Annotated in this window: 20 protein-coding genes and 1 pseudogene; 11 read left to right on the forward strand and 10 right to left on the reverse strand. The window is 65.4% G+C overall.

All coding sequences use genetic code 11. From position 1 onward, the window contains the following. The first annotated feature begins 71 nt into the window (after positions 1-71). From rfbA to rfbD, 3 genes are read left to right on the forward strand one after another with little or no spacing between them, the layout of a single operon-like run. Positions 72-941 (forward strand): glucose-1-phosphate thymidylyltransferase RfbA, encoded by an 870-nt coding sequence (gene rfbA, locus G510_RS0104965; protein WP_029152733.1) that lies wholly within the window; start codon positions 72-74, stop codon positions 939-941. Beyond that, entirely contained in the window at positions 941-1,939 is a 999-nt protein-coding gene (gene rfbB / locus G510_RS0104970) for a dTDP-glucose 4,6-dehydratase (RefSeq protein ID WP_029152734.1), read from the forward strand. Before rfbA ends, rfbB begins: the two co-directional genes overlap by 1 nt. After that, complete coding sequence (rfbD, locus tag G510_RS0104975; RefSeq protein WP_051216358.1) at positions 1,939-3,303, forward strand: dTDP-4-dehydrorhamnose reductase; 1,365 nt, start codon at positions 1,939-1,941, stop codon at positions 3,301-3,303. The genes rfbB and rfbD overlap by 1 nt, the downstream gene beginning before the upstream one ends. 49 nt (positions 3,304-3,352) lie before the next feature. Here the strand turns inward: rfbD and G510_RS0104980 are convergent, their stop codons facing one another. After that, on the reverse strand, positions 3,353-4,597 hold the full coding sequence (locus tag G510_RS0104980) for an ATP-binding protein (protein ID WP_029152736.1): 1,245 nt from the start codon (positions 4,595-4,597) through the stop codon (positions 3,353-3,355). Positions 4,598-4,774: 177 nt separating this feature from the next. Between G510_RS0104980 and G510_RS0104985 the strand changes: the two genes are divergently transcribed. After that, positions 4,775-5,602: a serine hydrolase domain-containing protein gene (locus G510_RS0104985; RefSeq protein WP_029152737.1), complete on the forward strand. Its 828-nt coding sequence runs from the start codon at positions 4,775-4,777 to the stop codon at positions 5,600-5,602. A 71-nt stretch (positions 5,603-5,673) separates the two neighbouring features. On the opposite strand, the gene G510_RS0104990 is transcribed toward G510_RS0104985, so the two are convergent. The 4 genes from G510_RS0104990 to G510_RS0105005 all read right to left on the reverse strand — a co-directional run bounded on the left by G510_RS0104990 (position 5,674) and on the right by G510_RS0105005 (position 8,873). Continuing rightward, on the reverse strand, positions 5,674-6,105 hold the full coding sequence (locus tag G510_RS0104990) for a MepB family protein (protein ID WP_029152738.1): 432 nt from the start codon (positions 6,103-6,105) through the stop codon (positions 5,674-5,676). 100 nt (positions 6,106-6,205) lie between these two features. Then, positions 6,206-7,672 carry an HNH endonuclease signature motif containing protein gene (locus tag G510_RS0104995; protein ID WP_029152739.1) on the reverse strand — a complete coding sequence of 489 codons (1,467 nt, stop codon included), beginning with the start codon at positions 7,670-7,672 and terminating at the stop codon, positions 6,206-6,208. An 88-nt stretch (positions 7,673-7,760) separates the two neighbouring features. Then, positions 7,761-7,889 (reverse strand): hypothetical protein, encoded by a 129-nt coding sequence (locus G510_RS19000; RefSeq protein WP_281167424.1) that lies wholly within the window; start codon positions 7,887-7,889, stop codon positions 7,761-7,763. Positions 7,890-7,928: 39 nt separating this feature from the next. Beyond that, positions 7,929-8,873 carry a helix-turn-helix transcriptional regulator gene (locus tag G510_RS0105005; protein WP_029152740.1) on the reverse strand — a complete coding sequence of 315 codons (945 nt, stop codon included), beginning with the start codon at positions 8,871-8,873 and terminating at the stop codon, positions 7,929-7,931. A gap of 100 nt (positions 8,874-8,973) precedes the next feature. Between G510_RS0105005 and G510_RS0105010 the strand changes: the two genes are divergently transcribed. Next, positions 8,974-9,429, forward strand: a complete 456-nt coding sequence (locus tag G510_RS0105010) for a VOC family protein (protein ID WP_029152741.1) — start codon at positions 8,974-8,976, stop codon at positions 9,427-9,429. Positions 9,430-9,516: 87 nt separating this feature from the next. Here the strand turns inward: G510_RS0105010 and G510_RS0105015 are convergent, their stop codons facing one another. Further along, a complete protein-coding gene (locus G510_RS0105015) occupies positions 9,517-9,858 on the reverse strand; it encodes a hypothetical protein (RefSeq protein WP_029152742.1) in 342 nt (113 codons plus the stop codon). Next, positions 9,855-11,006, reverse strand: a complete 1,152-nt coding sequence (locus G510_RS0105020; protein WP_029152743.1) for a TRAFAC clade GTPase domain-containing protein — start codon at positions 11,004-11,006, stop codon at positions 9,855-9,857. The genes G510_RS0105015 and G510_RS0105020 overlap by 4 nt, the downstream gene beginning before the upstream one ends. Before the next feature lie 68 nt (positions 11,007-11,074). Here G510_RS0105020 and G510_RS0105025 point away from each other — a divergent pair, with 68 nt between their 5' ends. Further along, a complete protein-coding gene (locus G510_RS0105025) occupies positions 11,075-12,016 on the forward strand; it encodes a hypothetical protein (protein WP_157560410.1) in 942 nt (313 codons plus the stop codon). A 96-nt stretch (positions 12,017-12,112) separates the two neighbouring features. Further along, a complete protein-coding gene (locus G510_RS0105030) occupies positions 12,113-12,556 on the forward strand; it encodes a hypothetical protein (RefSeq protein ID WP_029152745.1) in 444 nt (147 codons plus the stop codon). 60 nt (positions 12,557-12,616) lie between these two features. Here the strand turns inward: G510_RS0105030 and G510_RS0105035 are convergent, their stop codons facing one another. After that, positions 12,617-14,209, reverse strand: a complete 1,593-nt coding sequence (locus tag G510_RS0105035) for a sugar transferase (protein ID WP_245563232.1) — start codon at positions 14,207-14,209, stop codon at positions 12,617-12,619. Between the two features lie 133 nt (positions 14,210-14,342). Between G510_RS0105035 and G510_RS15400 the strand changes: the two genes are divergently transcribed. The 4 genes from G510_RS15400 to G510_RS0105055 are packed head-to-tail and all read left to right on the forward strand — an operon-like array spanning position 14,343 to position 19,275. Then, positions 14,343-16,145 carry a DUF4012 domain-containing protein gene (locus tag G510_RS15400; protein WP_084644199.1) on the forward strand — a complete coding sequence of 601 codons (1,803 nt, stop codon included), beginning with the start codon at positions 14,343-14,345 and terminating at the stop codon, positions 16,143-16,145. 3 nt (positions 16,146-16,148) lie between these two features. After that, complete coding sequence (locus G510_RS0105045; RefSeq protein WP_029152747.1) at positions 16,149-17,243, forward strand: glycosyltransferase; 1,095 nt, start codon at positions 16,149-16,151, stop codon at positions 17,241-17,243. Continuing rightward, the gene (locus G510_RS0105050; protein ID WP_029152748.1) at positions 17,240-18,322 is read left to right on the forward strand and encodes an acyltransferase family protein; all 1,083 of its coding nucleotides are present in this window, start codon (positions 17,240-17,242) and stop codon (positions 18,320-18,322) included. The genes G510_RS0105045 and G510_RS0105050 overlap by 4 nt, the downstream gene beginning before the upstream one ends. Beyond that, positions 18,319-19,275, forward strand: coding sequence for a glycosyltransferase family 4 protein (locus G510_RS0105055; RefSeq protein WP_029152749.1), 957 nt, complete (start codon positions 18,319-18,321; stop codon positions 19,273-19,275). The genes G510_RS0105050 and G510_RS0105055 overlap by 4 nt, the downstream gene beginning before the upstream one ends. Positions 19,276-19,402: 127 nt before the next feature. Here the strand turns inward: G510_RS0105055 and G510_RS0105060 are convergent. Together G510_RS0105060 and G510_RS0105065 are read right to left on the reverse strand one after the other, a co-directional pair. Then, positions 19,403-19,630: pseudogene (locus tag G510_RS0105060) on the reverse strand (integrase core domain-containing protein); the annotation flags it as partial. A 16-nt stretch (positions 19,631-19,646) separates the two neighbouring features. After that, positions 19,647-19,986: transposase (locus G510_RS0105065; protein WP_029152751.1), on the reverse strand; the 340-nt coding region annotated here is incomplete at its 5' end.

Consider the following 19,986-nt stretch of genomic DNA (forward strand, 5'->3'; position numbering starts at 1 on the left):
TCCCCGGAAAATCGACCTCCGCAAGGCTATCCTCCCGAGGCTCGCAACCCCTGCATGACACAATGGATCCTATGAAGGGCATCATCCTCGCCGGAGGCAGCGGAACGCGCCTCCACCCCATCACCCTCGGGGTGTCGAAGCAACTCGTTCCGGTGTACGACAAGCCGATGATCTACTACCCGTTGTCGACGCTGCTGCTCGCAGGAATCCGCGACGTGCTGGTCATCACGACCCCGCACGACGCGGCGGCGTTCGAGCGCCTGCTCGGCGACGGCAGCCAGTTCGGCATCTCGATCTCGTTCGCGCAGCAGGCCTCACCTGACGGGCTCGCTCAGGCGTTCACGATCGGTGCCGACTTCATCGGCGACGACTCGGTGGCGCTCGTGCTGGGCGACAACCTCCTGTACGGGCCGGGCCTCGGCACGCAGCTGCAGAACTTCTCGGATCTCGAGGGCGGTGCGATCTTCGCGTACGCGGTAGCGGATCCGTCGGCGTACGGCGTCGTCGACTTCGACGCGTCGGGCCGGGCGACGTCGCTCGAGGAGAAGCCTGCGGACCCGAAGAGCAAGTACGCCATTCCGGGTCTGTACTTCTACGACAACGACGTGATCGAGATCGCGCGGAACCTCGAACCGTCGCCGCGCGGCGAGTACGAGATCACTGACGTGAACCGGGTGTACCTCGAGCGCGGCTCTCTGCAGGTGCAGGTGCTCCCCCGCGGCACGGCGTGGCTCGACACGGGCAAGGTCGACGACCTGAGCGACGCGGGCAATTTCGTGCGCACGATGGAGCACCGCACCGGTCAGAAGATCGGCGCCCCCGAGGAGATCGCCTGGCGGCGCGGCTTCATCGATGACGATGGCCTGCGCTCGCGCGCCGAAAAGCTCGTAAAATCTGGCTACGGACAGTACCTGCTCTCGCTTCTGGAAGAAGGCCGCTGATGGCTCGTCTGCTCGTGACCGGCGGGGCCGGTTTCATCGGATCCAATTTCGTGCATCACGTGATCGAGAACACCGATCACACCGTGACGGTGCTCGACAAGCTCACGTACGCGGGCAACCGCGCCTCGCTCGCGGGGCTGCCGGAGGATCGAGTGGAGCTCGTCGTCGGCGATGTGGCGGATGCGCCACTCGTGAACGACCTGTTCTCGCGCCACGATGCGGTCGTGCACTATGCGGCCGAGTCGCACAACGACAACTCGCTCGATAACCCGCACCCGTTCTTGAAGACGAACGTGATCGGCACGTACACGCTGCTCGAGGCCGCGCGCCAGCACGATGTGCGCCTGCACCATATCTCGACCGACGAGGTGTACGGCGACCTCGCGCTCGACGACCCGCAGCGGTTCACCGAGACCACGGCGTACAACCCGTCGTCACCGTACTCCTCGACGAAGGCCGCATCGGACATGCTGGTGCGCGCATGGGTGCGCTCGTTCGGGGTGCGCGCGACGATCTCGAACTGCTCGAACAACTACGGCCCGTACCAGCACGTCGAGAAGTTCATCCCGCGCCAGATCACGAACGTGATCCGCGGGATCCGCCCGAAGCTGTACGGCACGGGACAGAACGTGCGCGATTGGATCCACGCCGACGACCACTCGTCGGCCGTGCTGACGATCCTCGATCGCGGGGTGATCGGCGAGACGTACCTGATCGGCGCCGACGGCGAAGAGAACAACCGCGACGTGGTCGAGACGATCCTGGAGCTGATGGGCGAGGATCGCTCGGAATACGACCTCGTGACCGACCGCGCTGGCCACGACCTGCGGTACGCGATCGACTCGACGCGCCTGCGCCGCGAGCTCGGCTGGGAACCGGCATTCACCAGCTTCCGCGAGGGCCTCGAATCAACGATCGCGTGGTACCGCGAGAACGAGGACTGGTGGGCGGGCGCCAAGGACGGCGTCGAGGCGTTCTACGCGTCGAAGGGTCAGTGATGGAGACCACGATCGACGGTCTTCTGCTGTTCGACCTCGACGTGCGCGGCGATAACCGCGGCTGGTTCAAGGAGAACTGGCAGCGAGAGAAGATGACGGCGGCGGGGCTGCCCGATTTCGGACCGGTGCAGAACAACATCTCGTTCAACGCGACGGCGGGCACGACGCGCGGCATCCACGCCGAGCCGTGGGACAAGTGGGTGTCGGTCGCGACGGGTCGCATTTTCGGCGCGTGGGTGGATCTGCGCGAGGGCGACGGCTTCGGGCGCGTGTTCACGGCCGAGATCGGCCCGGATCGCGCGATCTTCGTGCCGCGCGGGGTCGGCAACGCGTTCCAGGTGCTGGAGGACGGCACGGCGTACACGTATCTCGTGAACGACCACTGGTCGCCCGATGCGTCGTACTCGTTCCTGAACCTCGCAGACGAGACGGTCGCGATCGACTGGCCGATTTCGCTGGAGTCAGCCGAGCTCAGTGAGAAGGATCGGAACCACCCGCGGCTGGCCGACGTCACGCCGGTGCCGCCGCGCAAGATTCTGGTCGTGGGCGCGAACGGGCAGTTGGGCCGCGCGCTGCGTTCGGCGTACGAAGTCCGTTCGCACGTCGAGTTCGCGACGCGCGAGGATCTGGATCTGACCGCAGATCTGTCCGGCGCCCGTCGCTGGCGCGACTACGGTGCGATTATCAACGCGGGCGCGTACACGGCGGTGGATGCCGCCGAGACCGATCGCGCGGGCGCGTGGGCGGCGAATGCGACGGGCGTCGCGGCGCTCGCGCGCGTGGCGGCGTCGAACGGGATCACGCTGGTGCACGTGTCGAGCGACTACGTGTTCGACGGATCCGCGTCGTCGTACTCGGAGGACGACGCCGTATCTCCCGTGGGCGTGTACGGCCAGTCGAAGGCCGCAGGCGATATCGCGGCTGCCACGACCCCGCGGCATTACATCGTGCGCACGTCGTGGGTGATCGGCGAGGGCAACAATTTCGTCTCCACGATGGCGTCGCTCGCGTCGCGCGGGGTGGATCCGTCGGTCGTCGACGACCAGGTGGGCCGGCTGACGTTCACGAGCGAGATCGCTCGGGGCATCCGTCACCTGCTCGAGACAGGCGCGCCGTACGGCACATACAACCTCACGGGATCGGGTGCGCCTCGCTCGTGGTTCGAGATCGCGCGGCGAGTGTTCGAGCTGACGGGGCACGATCCGTCGCGCGTCTCTGCGGTGTCGACGGCCGAGTACTTCGCGGGGAAGACGGGCATCGCACCGCGCCCCGCGAACAGCGTGCTCGCCCTGGACAAGATCCAGGCGACGGGTTTCGTGCCGGCCGACGCCGATGAGTCGCTCGTGGACTATTTGCGGCAGTAGCTATCGCGCGTGGCCGCCATCGCGGCATGCTTACGCGAGGTCGCGGAGGTCAGAGCTCCCACAGCGACGCAACAGGCAGAGTCGCGAGGCGATCACCGAAGAACGCCCCCTTCTGCGCTGTGTTGAGCACGTACCCACCGACGAATCGGTCGCCGAGCCGGTCGCGCAGGCTGCGCAGCCCCTTGAAGTGTTCTGCCTTTGCCGTGCTGCCTGCCTTTACCTCGATTCCGATGATCGACCCGTCGCCGAGCTCGATAACGACGTCGACTTCGAGTCCGTCACGATCTCGATAGTGGAACAGCTCGAACTCTGCGTCGCTCCATGCTCGCTGACGCATAAGCTCCCCCACGACGAATCCTTCGAGGGCCGCCCCGATATGCGCGTTTCCGATCGGCACGAGCTGACCCTCGGATACACGCGCAAGCCGCAGCGCCAGCCCTGCGTCACCCACCACGACTTTCGCTCTGCCCACTTCGCGCGTTGTGAGGTTCGGCGTCCACGGACGCAGTCGCGTCGTGAGATACAGAATTTCGAGAAGCTCGAGGTATGACGTGACGGACGTCTCGGGGAGATTCGCGTCGCGCGCGATGCGCGTTTTGACGAGCTCTCCTGCGTTCGCCGCTGCAACGATGCGAAGAACGGATGAGATGCGGGACGGATCGACACGAGGCGCGAGATCGGCAATGTCGCGCCGCAAGAGTCGTTCGACATAACTGTCGAACCAGACGTTGCGCATGCGCTCCCCCAACGAACGCACTTCCGGATATCCCCCGCGAGCGATCGCCGCCGCGTACGTCGGTCGATCCCACGCGGTCTCCACTTGGGCCGCATCAATACCGGCGTTCGCGCGCGCGACGAAATCGTCGCGTTCGCCGCGTATCTCTCCCTGGCTCAGCGACCGCAACTCGATTGTGACCGCACGGCCAGCCAGGCTGTCAGGAGCACCAGGAAGGAGTAGAAGGTCGCTGGATCCTGTGAGAAGGTATCGTCCAGGTCGGCGGTCGCGATCGATGGAGGCCTTGATCGCGAGGATCAGACGTGGCGCGCGCTGAAGCTCATCAATCACCAGCGTGCCGGTCGAGTTCTGATCAACGAACGCTGCGGGATCGTCCTCGGCAGCTGCGCGCGAGACTTCGTCATCGAGGGTGACGAAACGCGCGTCCCGCGAGTCGGCGAGTTGCCGGGCGAATGTGCTTTTCCCGACCTGTCGTGCGCCCTGAATCGCAAGCGCCGGGAATGTGTCGATCGCTTCCTTCGCGAAGGTCATCGAGAACCGCTCCAGCAACTCGGTCATGCCACGATCATAGTGCCAACTCGCGGATTCGCGGAGCTTAAGTCGCGGATTCGCGACGTTCGACTCGCGGATTCGCGGACCTCAAGTCGCGGGCGCGCGGGGCTCATGACGCGGTGCTCGCGCGAACCTGTACGCCTGGTGTCCGCCGGATCGACGCACTGCGACAGAATTGCTCTCATGTCTCGCGCACAGCACCTTCTCGATGCCGTCTCGCTCAGCATCGACGAGATCGGGTTCGCCGCGCACGGGGTGCACGTGCGCGTGGGCGATGATGCGGCCCAGCGGCGCTTCACCGCGGAGGCTCGCGAGGAGATCCATTCGGTCGCCAAGGCCATCGCGGTGCTCGCGGTCGGGATCGCGCGTGACGAGGGGATCTTCGATCCGGACGCGATCGTCGCGCACGACTACACGACACGCGATCTGCTGACGATGACGACCGGTGTGGACTTCCCCTGGTCGCCGACGATGTTCGACGATCACGACGATGCGGCGCGGGAGTTCCTCTCGCGCCCGACGTCGGGCCGCTCGTTCCAGTACGCGAACTCCAGCACGTACACGGCGATGCGCCAGCTCGCGGCGGCCACGGGCGACGTGGAGGAGTGGCTGCGCCCGCGATTGTTCGACCCGCTCGGATGGCACGACGTGGAGTGGCGGCGCTGTCCGCGCGGGTTCGTGCTGGCCGGCGAGGGGCTCGCGCTGACAACGGACGAGATCGCGCGACTCGGCCTTCTGCTCCGCGACCGCGGGGTGTATAACGGGCGCCGCATCGTCGCGGGCGACTGGATCGATGGGATGCACTCCGGCTGGGTCTCGACCGGCGGTGAATCCGCGGGGTACGGCGGCTACGCGATGGGCGGTTGGCGAGGGCCGGGCGATGCGTGGCGGCTGCACGGCGCGGGCGGTCAGCTCGTGATCTTCGCGGGCGACGCGGTGATCACGATCACGGGCGACGACCACTTCCGCGCTGACGCCGTCACGGCGATGGCCGTCGCTGCCGCGAGCTGACCCGAGGTGTTCCATCGATCGCTGCGCCGTGGAATCATGGCGCGGACGATGTGAGAACACACAATCTGGGCTCAGTACTCCCGGAATGCCGGGGCTTGAGCGCGTTGCGTGGCCGCGGCCTGGCTATTTAACCCTTCACACCAGCTTGGGTATACCCGGAACCCACGCTTGCCGGGCAGCTTCCCTGAAACGACACCGAGTTCAGCAAGATGCGCGCCGGTGAACCGGAACACGCCGCGTCGGTCCTGCTGTTCCACGAAGACGAGCAGGCCCGCAGCGAGATCGTCATCGCCGAACGGGCTCGTCTCCCCTTCGGCATCCCGCTGCCAGAACGCGACGAAAGCGCCCGGCTTGGACGGGGTGTTCCGCGCAGTGCGGATGTGCCAGGTCTCGTTGCCGATCACGGCAATCCCTGACTCGTAATCGCTGTTCTGTGTCTCGGGGCTCACCTCAACAGGAAATCCCATCTCGGCGGAGTAGGCCTCGAACGCGTTGAATCGCACTCGGACACGCTACCTCAGAGGCCGAACTGCGATGAGCCCCTCGAACGCGAGCTCCCGCGGGGCGCCGATCGCGCGAGAATCGGCCCCTCCCCCCCCCCCCCTACGCCGCGGGGCGGAATCGTCGCGGAGGCGGATCGACATCGCCAAACGCGTATGCCAACGCCAACCTCGGCTCGAGAACCGTCGCCGCCCCGCCCGGTTTATGCAGCACGAACTCGTCTTTCCCGTCGCGGCTAATGCGCCAACCCGAGTGGTGCAGCTGCATGTGGTGGAACCGGCACAGCAGAATGCCCCGGTCGATGTCGGTGCGCCCACCCTCGGAGTACGGGTCGATATGGTGCGCCTCGCAGTACGAGGCTGGACGGTCGCACCCCTGCCACCGGCACCCGCCATCGCGCACCGATAGCGCCACCCGCTGACCTGGGGTGAACAGGCGCCGCTCACGCCCGACGTTGAGTGGATCCCCGCCCGCATCGGCCGTGACCGGCACCGTTCCCGTGTCGCACACGCGCTGATCGATATCCGGTTGCGGCAGCGAGACGAGACCATCCTCGGTGTACCCGCCCGCGCCGCCGGCGACGGTCACGACCCTCACGCCCGCCCGGCGCGTGCCGTGCACGACCTTCGCATCGGCGAGTGCACCTGCTCTGAGAAGGTCGGCCAACAAATCGTAGGAGAGCTGATCGAGTGAGCGCGGGTCCTCCACAAGCGCCTGCGCGACCTCCACCTCGGCGGCATCGACGAACCGTGGACCGCCGCGGCGTGGCCGTAGCGCCGAGTCGAAGATCGACCGGACCAGCGCATACCCATCGTCATCGAAACTGATCGACCCGCGGCGCCGCCCATCAGCATCGGTCCACGTACGAAACGAGCGCGCCTCGTACCGCTCGAGGAACCGCCGCTCGGCGCCGTCGGGGTCGAGACGATCACGAATCAACCGTGCCTCGTCACGCAGCTCTTCGACGGTGCGGTGTTCCGCCTCGTCCGCGAGCTGCCCCGCCGCGGCCGACCACGCATCACGCGTGTCGTCGTCGACAATCCCAGTCTCACCTGTGGGTGGTTCCCCGAGCCCGCGGCGAATCGCATCGCTCTGCGCGGACGACACCCGCCCGCGCATCAGCGCGTCGGCCAGCGGCGCATGCCAAGCCGGCACAACACGCACACAGAACGCACCCGCTCCGTCCGCGCCCGCCGCGCCGAGATCCGTCGCGGGGTCAGCCGTCTCCTCAGTGGCGTCGAGGACCGACTGGCCCACCCGGATCCGCTGCCGCGCCTCAGACTTCGACCCGCCGGTGATCACCTGCAGAAAATCAGCCGGAGAGCGGTGGCCGCGCACCTGCGCCATGCCTTCCTGCCCCGCTTCACGCGTCGAGCGCTCGGCCATAATGCCCGCCCCGACTGCCTCGATCCGGCCCAACCCGCGAACAGCAGCCGCAGCCGCCTCCAACGCCCGCACGAGCTGCTGATCGCTGAGCCCGCGCATCGTGCCCGTGAGGTCGTCAGCGCCCTCGCCGAGCAGATCGCCGAGGGACCCGACCTGCTCTCGGAGTTCGCTGAAAATGTCCATACCTGACTCAACCTCGAACCACTGACAAAACAAGCGCTGCCGAGAACCCCTCGTCCACCGACAGTTCTCAACACGTACGCGCCGGCAACTACTGCGGCGGGGCGCTTCCGTCGCCCTCTTCGAGCTGCTTGAGGCGCTCGAGCTTTCCCCACGGATAGACCGCGAGCCACACGATGGAAGCGATCGAAGCCCCCATGATCATCGATGCGGTGTCCATATCAATGACCCTACGGGTGCCGCGCCAGGAGGCGCTGTATCAGACAGGTCCCGCCCCACTGATCCTCCCGGCGACCCCCGGAAGCGCCTGAACGAACTCCGGTGGACCGACCACGGTGAACGGTACGTCAAAACGCAGAACCCACGAGATCAGTCCGGCCCACGACCACGAACCGACCCGCACGCGACACACCCGCTCTGATACCTGCTCCATCTCACCATCGCCGAGCCACGGCGCGATATCGACGGGGCGCAGGTGCAGCAGCACCTCGCCGTAACAGGGCCACTCGTCGGCCTCATCGGATCCTTTGGATCGCGCGGCGAGGAATGTTCGCGCGTCGCCCGTCGGGATCGGTCGACGCGCGAAGGGCGCTCCCGCGGGAGTTCTCGGGTTCATTCGGTCGAGGCGGTAGATCCGCCAGTCGCGCTTCTCCAGCTCCCAAGCGATCAGATACCAGCGGCCGTTGCGTGCCACGATCGCGTGCGGTTCAACGCGCCTCGGCATGCTGTCGTGGTCGTCGCCGTAGTCGAATCGGATCGTTCGCTGATCCCGAACGGCGGTCGTGATCGCTTCAAGCACTTTCGGGTCGACACGGTGCGGCCGCCACGTGTCGGCAAAACGGACGTTGTCGAGCCGGTGCCGCAGCCGCGGTGGCATGACCTGCCGCACGGTTGTCAGAGCGCGAGCGGCGGCCTCGTCGAGGTCGACTCCGGAAGATGAGACGCCCTGCAGTGCCACCGCGATGGCCATAGCCTGCTCGTCGTCGAAGAGGAGAGGCGGCAGCTCGGATCCTGCGGCCAGCCGGTAGCCGCCGTCCGGCCCCTTCACTGCCGTGATCGCGTATCCGAGTTCACGCAACCGGTCGACATCGCGTCTCACCGTGCGAGCAGTAACTTCCAGGCGCTCCGCCAGGAGCGGCCCCGGCCAGTCTCGACGGGCCTGCAGGAGCGACAACAGGGTCAGCAGCCGCGAAGTCGACGTCATGCGCCCCAATCTACGTGCAGTACAGGACAGAAAATGACCTATACGAATGGGAACGTGTTCACGTCGAGCCGCTGGGGCCGATCCTTTCGAAGGAGCAGACATGACCATTCAGACGACCACCCACCTCAATTTCCGCGGCGATGCACGCGCGGCGCTGGAGTTCTACGGATCAGTGTTCGGCGGCCATATCGCCATCAGCACCTACGCTGATTTCGGCATGCCTGCCGAGATCCCCGGCGCCGACAGGGTCGTGTTCGGCCTCGTCGTCGCTGAGAACGGCTTCCGCATCATGGGATACGACATCCCCGGCCAGACCGAGGGCACTCTTGCCGGCGGCGGATCGACCCGTCGCGAGAACAACACCACCGTCACCGACCAGGCGCTCTTCGTTTCGATCAGCTCGGATACCTTGGGCGGGCTGCAGGGTTACTGGGACGCCCTGGCCGCCGATGCCACCATCATCGAGCCGCTGGCGGCCTCGGCTTGGAGCCCCGGCTTCGGCATGCTCACCGACAAGTTCGGCGTTACCTGGAGCGTCACCGTCACCGCCGAGTGATGCCGCGGGCGGTGCGGATCCGCATGCTCCAATCCGCACCGCCGGCGACACCAAACGCGGTACCACTCGAACGATGTGCCGCTCGCCCTATGCGAACCCGCCCTGATCACTCCGATCCCACTCCTCCGCGTACCGCTCCTCCACGAGCGGCCACACGACCTCAACGCCTTCCTCGACCGACCCCACTCGCGAGGCAAGCTCTCCGAATAGCACGAACTCGTGCGGAATCACACGACCGGCCGCATCCCTCCGCCCGAGCGGATCCGCGAAGCGCAGCGCGACCGCGTCGCCCGCGCGCCGACACACATTCAACGCATCGTCCGCATCCGCGAACGCGTCGTCGTACGCGGGCAGCGGATCCGCCTGGCCGCCGTCGCAGAGGAAGCGGAAGCCCCAGCGCTTCCCGCGCGTGGCCCAGATGAAGCTCATCGCCGGCTCCGAATCAGCACGTGCGCCGCCTCTGCCTCATCGAGGTCGAGCTTGAACCGCGTCAGCGTCGCGCGCAGGTTCTCGTGCTTCGCGCGCGCCTCGGCGTTCGCCTTGCGCAGGGCGTCGCCGGCGAGCCGCGTGGACTCGTCGATCATGTCGGCGCTGAGCAGCTTCACGAGCAGCCCGACCGGGCCTCCCCGTCCGATGAACCGCCCGATCAGTGTGCCGGCGACGAGGCTGACCCCCGTGTTCAGGTGTTCGAGCACCTTGCCCGGCGCTTCCTTCTTCCGCGCCCAGCTCACGTGCCGCTCGAACGGCAGCATCGCCGAGATCGGCAGGATCAGCTCGACGCCCACCCGTTCGGTCACGACGATCTCGTGCGGATCGAATCGCGCCGACGACAGCAACATGAAGTCTTCGCCGACCGACAGCGCCTGATCCCCCTGAATGAGGCTGCCGATCGCCTCGCGCAACGCACCGATCTCGTCGCCCACCTTGGCGATGAGCATGTCGCGGAACGCGTACACGTCGGTGTCGGGCAGCAGATCGGCCTTCGACAGCCCCATCACCCAGATGCGCGGGAAGTCGATGAGTGGGCCGCTCTTGCTCAGCAGCCCGTCGCGCATTGAGAGGATCCCGTTGCGGAAGTTGCTGAGCAGCGACTTCAGGTAACGCTCTTCCTCGCCCGCGTTGTCGAGGAGCTTCTGTGCGTCGACGAGCAGAAAAGCGACGTCGGATCCGAGCAGCGAGCGGAACGTCTCCACGCGCCGCCGCGCTTCTTCCGGCCCGCTGACGGACTGCTCGAACCACTCGCCCGGGTAGTCGTGCCAGGTCAGCCGCAGCGCATCGAACGGCCGGGCCTTGCGCTCCTTGCGGCTCGGCGGTTCTTTCAGCTTCAGCGAGAACGAGTACGACGTCGCGGCGAAGTGCGTCTGCTGCGGCGGCGTGGCCGAGTCGCGCATGCCGAGATAGTTGCGGTGCAACCGCGTGCCCTGGCCGATGTCGTCGGCGACCACATTGAAGAGATTGCGCTTGCTGAATGCGGGTTCTTGCGTCGCCCCATAGAACGACGACAGCAGCACCGTCTTGCCGCTGCCGCTCTCGCCGAACACGGCGATCTGCTGTTCTAGGATTCTGCCTCGCTGCATGCGGCCATGCTATGCGACGGGCAAGACGGCGGATACGGCGGTGTCGCGCACATGGCATGATCAGCCATATGGCAGGATTCTGGGCTCGACTCTTCGGCAGGAACAACGACCCCCGTTCAACCGCCAACGCGGCCACCCCTGATTCGCCGCCTCCTCGGCGCACGGCTCAGAATCCCAACGACAACCTCGTCGAAGTGCGCCGCGGTGAGCGCTGGGAGGAGGTCGTCGAAGTCAGTGGCGAGGCGCAGTTCCGGCGCAGCTTCCAGAAGATTTTCATGACGCTTGGCCGGCCGGAGGGCGGAGTTACTTTTCAGGATGCGCGACTGATTCCGACTCGCAAGGGCATCATCGGGGTTCAGATTATGGGCGAGACGGTCGGCTACCTTGACGACGATGAGGACTTTTACGTCGCGACGGTGAAGCGCAGCCTTGCCCGCCTCGGCAAGGACGAGGTCGCAGTCATCCACGCGCGCATCTGGGCGATCGTTGATCAGGCCGGCTTGTGGCGGGCGCGGGTGTCGCTCGCTCACAACATCGGCGCGGGGTCGCGCGAGGAGGACTATCGCGAGAAGCGACTGACGAGTGAGCGATGGGAAGCGGAGCGAGCCGCGAAGGTCGCCGAGCAGGAGGCGGCCCGCGCGGAGCGTGCATCCGCTCGTGCGGCGAAGCAGAAGCTCGAGGCTGATGCGATCGCCGCGGGCTCATTCAACGGGGCCCATTGGTCTGAGCAGCAGCCGACCGCCATCATGCTTAAGGCCGAAGCGCGGACGGATGAGCTCGCCGCCCTGCTCGAGCAGTGCGTGGATGCCGCTGAGGCCGAGGCTAAGGTGCGTAACCTCGTGCCTGCACAATGGCCGACCGTTCAGCTCGGCATGATCTACCGCGAGCGTGGTGACTTTGCGGCCGAAGTTGCTCTGCTCGAGAGGTTCGTCGACGCGTGTGGCGATGAACCGACGCCGAAACGAATCGCGGGCAACCTTGCGAAAGCACACGTGGCGGCTTCCCAGTAGTGGCAGGGCGATAGCCTGTTGTCGAGGTTCCGGAAGTGACGTAGTACGCTGCTACGTCGAGCACTCCTCCGCGACATTGTGTGCCATCATCGCCACATGACCGATGCTGCGCTTCACGCGTCCGATTCATCCGAACAACGCGCTGCGGAGATCGCTATCATCGCGGCCGTTCGCGAGATCGTCGCAGTTCCACTCGCACCCGCACGGATCGCAATCGGTGAGGCACGCGTCGAGATCGACGGGGCGAGCGAGGACCGCTCCGTGCTCGTCGAGGCGTACGCACGCGTCGGTGCGCTTCGCGGCGGACAGCCGAAGAAGCTGGCCACCGACGCGTTTAAGCTTGCCTGGGCAGGCGAGAAGCTCGGCGCCCAGCGTCTCATCATCGCCATCGCCGGCGACGAGGCAGACGCCTACCTACGCCGTCCCGGTGCCTGGCTCACGGCCGCACTGCATGACGCCAAGATCGAGGTCATCCACGTGCCGCTCACCGCGGACATACGAGATTCGCTGAAGCAAGCTCAGGCTCGCCAATACCGCTGACGTTCGGCATTGGCTTCCGCGTCGTAATGCGGGAGGTTACCCGGCCCAGCCCGCCGAACCTTACGAGGTCGTATCCCCCGGCACCAGCGCCGCTTTGAATGTCTTGAAGAGGATGACCACGTCGCTCACGACGCTCCAGTTCTCGACGTACGAGAGGTCGAGACGCACGCTGTCGTCCCAGCTGAGCGAGGAGCGGCCGGAGACCTGCCAGAGGCCCGTCATGCCAGGCTTTACGAGGAATCGGCGGTGCACGTGATCTTCGTACTGCTCGACCTCGCGCTGGATCGGCGGGCGGGGGCCCACAAGGCTCATGGATCCGCCCAGCACGTTGAACAGCTGTGGCAGCTCGTCGAGCGAGTATTTGCGCAGCACGCGGCCCACGGGCGTGATGCGCGGGTCGTTCATCATCTTGAACTGCACCGTGTTGCCCGAATCCTGCATGTCGAGCAGCGACTGCAGCTTCGACTCGGCGTCGGGAATCATCGACCGGAACTTCCACATGCGGAATTCGCGACCGTGGCGCCCGATGCGCGGCTGCTTGTAGATGACGGGGCGGCCCGAGGTGATCATCACCAGCAGCGAGATGACCAGCAGCACCGGGCTGAGCAGCAGAAGGATCAGAAGGGAGCCGAAGAGATCCATCATCCGCTTCACGAATCGTTGCGCGGGCGAGAAGTTCGGCGTCTCGACGTGCATCAGCGGCAGACCCGAGACGGGGCGCGTGTGAATGCGTGGGCCGGCGATGTCGGTGATGCTCGGCGCGAGCACGAGGTGCTGCTTGCCTGCCTCGAGCGCCCAAGAAATCTGCTTCACGCGCTGTGGGCCGAGCTGATCCGTGCTCGTGATCACGACGGTGTCGGCCCCCGTGAGCTTGAGCGCGCTCTCGACCGAGTTGACGCCGCCGATGACGGGGATGTCGGCCCCAGTGAGGCCGCCCATCTCGCGAGCCGGGATGCATGCGCCCGCCACGACGTAGCCGGCGCCTTTACTGCGGCGCAGCTCTGCGGCAGTGTGCTCGACAGACCTTTCGGATCCGACGAGCAGCACTCGCGCGCTGTATTCGCCGCGCTTGCGCTTACGCCGCAGCCACACCCGCCACAGCGCACGCCCGGCTATCAGCAGAAGAAGGCCGACCGGAAGCGTGATGAGCAGGTAACCGCGCGACGCCTCGATCTTCAGCAGGAAGGCCGCAATCGCGATGAGGCCGAACACCATGACGCTCGAGTTGAAGATGCGCTGATATTCGTCGGATCCGACGCCGATCACCCTGCTCGAGCGCGTGTCGGCAACGGCGAGCGCGATCATCCATGCGACGACGATGACGCAGGAGAGCAACGTGTATGACGAAGCGCCCGGCCAGGTCTGCACCGGCATGGCCAGCTGTGTGTGCACGCCGAGCCAGCCGAGCTGTGTGCCGAAGACCACGCCCGCGATCACGATGAAATCAGTGATGCGGAGTGCACGCGAGTAGCGCTGACGCCAATTACGCGCAGCATTGGGCATTGCCATGCCCGACGGGATGGATCCCGTGTCAGTGCGCACGATGGCGGGGAAATCGGTCGAAGCGGCTCGGTGCGCACCCATGGCCACCGTCTCGACGACGCCGTTTACGACCTCCTCGGCCCCTGAACCGCGCGTTACCTCAGTCGTCAAGCGACTGCCTCCCCGTTACTGCCTCGTCATTAGCTCGAACGATCATACCGCACACCCCTCTACCTCATATGGGATCGCGCCACGCTCATGCGCTTTGCAGGCGTATCTTCGCGCCCCGCCCTAAACTGACGTGATGCAGAACTCTGATAATTCGGCCGCGATGAAGCGCTCGTGGTGGCGCCCGCGACTGAAGCCCACTCTGTGGACGATCGTCGGCCTTCTCGGGTTCTGCATCATCGTGATGGGCGTGAGTGCCGTGGTCGCAAAAATGTCGGTCGACTCGCTCATGGAAGATGCGCAGGCTCTCGTCGAAGACTTCGACGACGCGGACGCCACGGCGGCGCACGTCGACGACATGCGCGGAGCTGCCCAGAGGATACACATTGCGACGGCCCACCCGATCTGGCACGCGTCGGAGGTCCTGCCCGCCATCGGCGACGACCTACGCGCCGTGCGTCTGCTCGCCAGTGCAGCCGACACGCTGATTGCCGATGTCGCCGCCCCCTTGCTCGAGTTTGACCTCGCCTCGATCGGTCCGACCGACGGCGCGCTCAACGTCGACGCGGTGGCGCAGCTCGGTAAAGCGATCGAGGAGGCGGCACCGGTCGCCGAGGAGGCGCAGATCCGGCTGATCGCAGAGCATATCGAGACAGACGCACTACTGCCGCCTCTCCGTGGCCCCGTCGCGCAAGTATCCGACGGACTCAGCACCCTGACCGATTTGCTAAGGCGACTCGCAACCCTGTCTCCGCGAATGCCAGCAATGCTTGGCGCAGACGAACCACGCGACTACCTTGTACTTGTGCAGAATACCGCTGAGATGCGGACGCTTGGAGGCAATCCCGGAACGCTGCTCATGCTCACAGTGGACGACGGCCGCCTAGCGATCACTCAAGAAGCAAGTCATTACGACGTTAACTCCGGCCGCATAGAATCGATCGTCCCGCTCAACTCATCGACAGAAGCTCTGTACACAGACCGGCTCGGGAAATTCATCCAGGACGTCACAATGACTCCCGACTTTGCACAATCAGCTCACCTCGCGCGCGCGTTCTGGGCAGAGACCCTGGGAGATCCTGGTGACTCGGTGATCGCCATCGATCCCGTAATGCTTAGCTACCTATTGAAGGCTACGGGGCCAGTTGAGCTGCCCACGGGCGACACTCTCACATCAGATAACGCTGTCAAATTGCTACTCAACGACGTCTATTGGCGCTACCCAGGTGGAAGCCGTGAGTCAGCATTTCAGCAGGACGCCTTCTTCGCGGCGGCAGCAGCAGGAATCTTTGAAAGCCTCACGAATGCACAGGGTGGTGCGGGGGCGCTCATGTCGCAGCTCACGAAAGGATACGACGAGGGGCGTATCTTGTACGCCCCGACCGACCCGACCGAGTCGAAGGCGATCCAGGGCACACGCTTCGGTGGCCCTTTAACTGTCCAGGACAACGTTGAGTCGACGGTGCTCGGCGTCTTCGTGAATGACAACACCGAAGGCAAGCTCGATTACTACACGGACATGAGTGTCGACGTCGTAAGCGACGTGTGCCAGGCTGACGGCGAACCGGCCTTCACCGCGAAAGCAACGTACAATTACAACCTCTCGCCTGAGAGCGTCGAGGGATTGCCAATCTACATCTCAACCGGAGGTCACTTTCCTCGAGGCGTCAAATCGACCAACCTCGTGTTCTACGGTCCGGTAGGTAGTACGTTCGTCAGCGCGAAGCTCGACGGTGAAGACTTCGTACCCCAGGCCGGCACGAACGACCTCGGTCGCCAGGCGGTGCTCGTCAACTTCGAGAGCGACCCCTCCACAACGCACACTGTTGAGGTGACGTTCTCTGCGCCAGCCGACCAGAAGTATGGCCCGCTGGACGTGCGCACAACGCCCATGATTAAGGACGTACCGGTCACGATCGACTCCCCTGGCTGCGGGTAGCACGTGCCGGGCATCATCGTGCACGAGTGGATCGCGCCGGCGGGTGGATCCGAGAACGTCTTCGCCGCGATCGCCGAAGCGTTTCCCGACGCCGAACGCTGGTGCCTGTGGAACGACTCGAACCGCCTCGATCCTGTGCAAGAAACAGTGCTCGCCCGCACGCCGCTGCGCGGACACAAGGCGCTCGCTCTGCCCGTGATGCCGAGCGTCTGGCGGCACTTGCCGAAGCGTGACGCCGACTGGATTCTCACCAGCAGCCACCTGTTCGCTCACCACACACGCTTCGGCGGCCCCGCCCGCGACGCGCCCAAGCTCGTGTATGCGCACACGCCCGCGCGATACATTTGGGCGCCCAAACTCGATGTGCGCGGAAGTTCGTTTCCTGCGCGACTCGCCTCGAGTGCGCTGAAGCCCCTCGATCGCAAACGTGCGCAGGAGCCCGTGGCGATCGCCGCGAACAGCAAGTTTATCGCCCAGCGCATCGCGGATACGTGGGAGCGCGAGGCCGAGGTCATCTATCCGAACGTCGATGTCGCGCGCATCAGTGTCGAGCCGCAGCTGAGCACACGTGAGGAGGTCGACCTCGACGCGCTGCCCGAACAATACCTCTTAGGCTTCTCGCGGTTCGTGCCGTACAAGCGCCTCGACGCAGCGATCGATGCCGGACGCGTCTCTAACATTCCCGTCGTGCTTGCCGGCGGTGGTGACGACGAGCAGCGTCTGCGCGCCTATGCCGACCGCGTGCACCCGTGCAAGGTTCACTTCGTACTCAACCCATCCGATGCCCTGCTATCGGCGATTCTTCGCCGGGCCACGGCGCTCGTGTTCGCTCCGATCGAAGACTTCGGCATCATCCCCGTCGAAGCGATGGCCGCCGGAACGCCCGTGCTCGTGAACGCCACGGGCGGCGCGGTGGAGTCGGTCGTCGACGGCGTGACGGGCGCCCACGTCCATGATTGGTCGAGCGACTCAGAGCTGCGCGCCGCCGTGGGACGCGCTATCGCGAGCGATGCCGACGCATGCCGCGACCGTGCGAAGCTATTCGGCGCCGACGTCTTCGACCGCAAGATACGCGAGTTCGTCACGAGCCACACATGACGCCGCACGCCCAGGCCGTTGAACCCCGCGAGCGGCTCGCCTGGGTCGATGCCGCTCGCGCGCTCTGCGTGCTCGCCGTCGTCATCCTGCACGCGACGATCTCACTGCTCATGGTGTTCGAGCCCGACCCGCTCGATATGGCCTGGCGGCACATCGTCGACGCGATGACGCCGTTCCGCATGCCTGCGCTGTCGCTACTGAGCGGGATGCTGCTCTCGAGCCGCATCAGTGCCGGCTTCGGCGACCGCCGCGCTGTGGCTTCGATCGCGCTATCGGCATGGCTGTACATCGTGTGGCTTGCGGTCTTCCTCGTCGTCGCGCTGACAGTGGGCTCGTCGATCTGGCTCGGGCAGTTCGGCTTCGGGAAGCTCGGCGATTCTCTCGCTTCGTTCGTCGACCAGCTCGTACTGCCCCGCACGGTGCTCTGGTACGTCGCAGCTCTGGCGATCTGGAGTGCGATTCTTGCCGCGATCAGACGCGTACCGCCTGCGGCCGTGCTGATTGTGCTGTCGGCGCTCTCCATTGTGTCGTTCTCACTTCCGACCGACGGCGCCGAGCAGTACCCGAACATGATTCGATACTTCGTGTTCTTCGCGGTCGGTGTCTATGCGGCCGAAGAAATACGCAGCACGATCTTGAGATCTCCGTGGGCCACGGGGATTATCGCCGCGGGAGTGTTCGTCGCGACGACGCTTGCGGCGTCGTTCGGTCCTAACGAACGCGTCGACGACGTACTGTCGGTGCCTCGCGACGTCGCCGGGGCGCTGATCGTGATGGTACTCGCCGTTGCTCTCTGCCGCGTGCCGGGCGTCGGACGTGGGCTCGCTTGGGTCGGGCGCCGCACACTGCCGATCTACGTGATGCACGCGATCCTGCTCGATCTGCTCGTTATGGGTACGAGCTGGTGGGTGGACCTCTTCGAGTCGCGCTTCGCTCGCACGATCGCGCCGGTCGTCATCATGCTTGCGATCACGGCGGTCGCGGTGGCGGTCCATTGGCTCGCGCTGCGCACACCGGCGCATGTGCTGTTCGTGCTGCCAGTAGCGTGGAGACGACGCATTCTGAAGGAGCCGCGATGACCGAGATCTGGGTCGACACTCGCTGGGAAGGCCTACACGGCATCGGCCGCTACGCCCGCGAGGTGTGTTCGCGGCTCACGGTACCGTGGCGATCGCTGGGTCTCGCGGGATCCCCCGCCTCCCCGACGGGAGCACTCGCCCGTGTACCGTCTGGGCTGGTGTACTCCCCCGGGTACAACGCATTTCGCCGCGCGGAGCGGCAGGTGCTCACCGTGCACGACCTGATTCACCTCGAAACGCCTTGGCCCGGCCGAGCGAAGTACCTCGCGTATTACAACGCCATCGTGAAGCCGGTCCTCAAGCGCTCGGGCGTGGTCATTACGGTGTCCGAAACGTCACGCCGAGCCATCGCTGCGTGGCTCAACGACTCGTCAGTCGAAATCGTCAACGCCGGCCTCGGGGCCTCGCCTACCTTTCGCACGGATGTGATGCCGGCCGTCGCGAAAGACCCCTACTTGATGTACGTGGGCAACCTTCGCGAGCACAAGAACATCACGGTGGTGCTCGACGCGATGACGCGCGTGCCGTCGTCGCGCATGCGCCTGCTCATCCCGAGCAACGAGCACAGCGAAGCGAACCGCTTGTTCGCTGCTCGCGGGCTGTCCGAACGCGTGGAGCTACTTGCCGGCCTCAGCGACGAGGAGCTCGCGTCACATTACCGCGGTGCGGCCGCGACTGTGATGCCGTCGACGCTCGAGGGGTTCGGCCTGCCGGCGCTCGAGAGCGTCATGACGGGCACGCCGGTGCTCTACTGGCACGGTTGCTCGGCCGTCGCCGAGACGGTCGGTAAGCGCGGTCAGGCAATCGTAGGCGCGCACGATGTCGAAGAGTGGGGCGAGGCGATAGAGGATGCCCTTGCTGGTCCACAGCGCGTCGAGCCTCCGGCGCGCGCGTACGGCTGGAGCGCAACTGCGGCAATCGTGAACGATGTACTTGTGGCTCATAACGACTAGGCCGTGTTGCTAAACCTGTTTCGGTGGCTCTCGGGTGAGTCTTGATGCATGTCGAGTGATGTGATTTCTGATGAGGTGTGGGCCGTGATCGGTCCGATGTTGAACCGACCCAGGTTCTGTGCCGCTTCTATGCGGGGAGCGGCTCTCGGGTGAGGGCCGCGTAGTAGGTCGCCTCGTACTCGTTGGGGCTGACCATTCCGAGGCTACCGTGGAGTCGCCGGTGGTTGTACCAGTCGACCCAGCCGGCGGTCGCGAACTCGACGTCTGCGATGGTCTTGTACGGGCCGTCGTGGAACACGGTGGTGCCGATGCATTCGGCTTTGTAGACGCCGTTGATCGTCTCCATGAGGGCGTTGATGCTCCTATAGTTGTCAACTCGTGATTTCGCCGGTTCTCGGGTCGGTTTTGACGAGGTGGTAGACCTCGCGAATGACGTAGCGTTTGAGGCAGCGGATGATGTCGCGTTTGCTCTTGCCCTCGGCGGTGCGTCGGGCGACGTAAGCAAGCGTGGGCTCGTGGAATCGCATCCGGACGATCACGGTCCGATAGATCGCGGCGTTGAGTTGCCTGTGCCCTCCGTGGTTGATGCGGTGCTTTCCGCTGGTCATTCCCGAGCCGGTGGGGACGGGGCTGATGCCGGCGAGTTTTGCGAAGGCGGCTTCGCTCTTGATGCGTTCGGGGTTGTCTCCGGCGACGATGAGGATCTCCGCT

The organism is Microbacterium gubbeenense DSM 15944, assembly GCF_000422745.1.
Classification (GTDB): domain Bacteria; phylum Actinomycetota; class Actinomycetes; order Actinomycetales; family Microbacteriaceae; genus Microbacterium; species Microbacterium gubbeenense.

Coding starts and splice junctions, on each gene's coding strand:
- G510_RS0105020 (WP_029152743.1), bottom strand. CDS start 11,006: ATGCAGCGAGGCAGAATCCTAGAACAGCAGATCGCCGTGTTCGGCGAG.
- G510_RS0105015 (WP_029152742.1), bottom strand. CDS start 9,858: ATGAGCTTCATCTGGGCCACGCGCGGGAAGCGCTGGGGCTTCCGCTTC.
- G510_RS0105010 (WP_029152741.1), top strand. CDS start 8,974: ATGACCATTCAGACGACCACCCACCTCAATTTCCGCGGCGATGCACGC.
- G510_RS19000 (WP_281167424.1), bottom strand. CDS start 7,889: ATGGACACCGCATCGATGATCATGGGGGCTTCGATCGCTTCCATCGTG.
- G510_RS0105030 (WP_029152745.1), top strand. CDS start 12,113: ATGACCGATGCTGCGCTTCACGCGTCCGATTCATCCGAACAACGCGCT.
- G510_RS0105025 (WP_157560410.1), top strand. CDS start 11,075: ATGGCAGGATTCTGGGCTCGACTCTTCGGCAGGAACAACGACCCCCGT.
- G510_RS0104980 (WP_029152736.1), bottom strand. CDS start 4,597: ATGACCGAGTTGCTGGAGCGGTTCTCGATGACCTTCGCGAAGGAAGCG.
- G510_RS0104995 (WP_029152739.1), bottom strand. CDS start 7,672: ATGGACATTTTCAGCGAACTCCGAGAGCAGGTCGGGTCCCTCGGCGAT.
- G510_RS0105050 (WP_029152748.1), top strand. CDS start 17,240: ATGACGCCGCACGCCCAGGCCGTTGAACCCCGCGAGCGGCTCGCCTGG.
- G510_RS0105005 (WP_029152740.1), bottom strand. CDS start 8,873: ATGACGTCGACTTCGCGGCTGCTGACCCTGTTGTCGCTCCTGCAGGCC.
- G510_RS0105055 (WP_029152749.1), top strand. CDS start 18,319: ATGACCGAGATCTGGGTCGACACTCGCTGGGAAGGCCTACACGGCATC.
- rfbA (WP_029152733.1), top strand. CDS start 72: ATGAAGGGCATCATCCTCGCCGGAGGCAGCGGAACGCGCCTCCACCCC.
- G510_RS0104985 (WP_029152737.1), top strand. CDS start 4,775: ATGTCTCGCGCACAGCACCTTCTCGATGCCGTCTCGCTCAGCATCGAC.
- G510_RS15400 (WP_084644199.1), top strand. CDS start 14,343: ATGCAGAACTCTGATAATTCGGCCGCGATGAAGCGCTCGTGGTGGCGC.
- rfbB (WP_029152734.1), top strand. CDS start 941: ATGGCTCGTCTGCTCGTGACCGGCGGGGCCGGTTTCATCGGATCCAAT.
- rfbD (WP_051216358.1), top strand. CDS start 1,939: ATGGAGACCACGATCGACGGTCTTCTGCTGTTCGACCTCGACGTGCGC.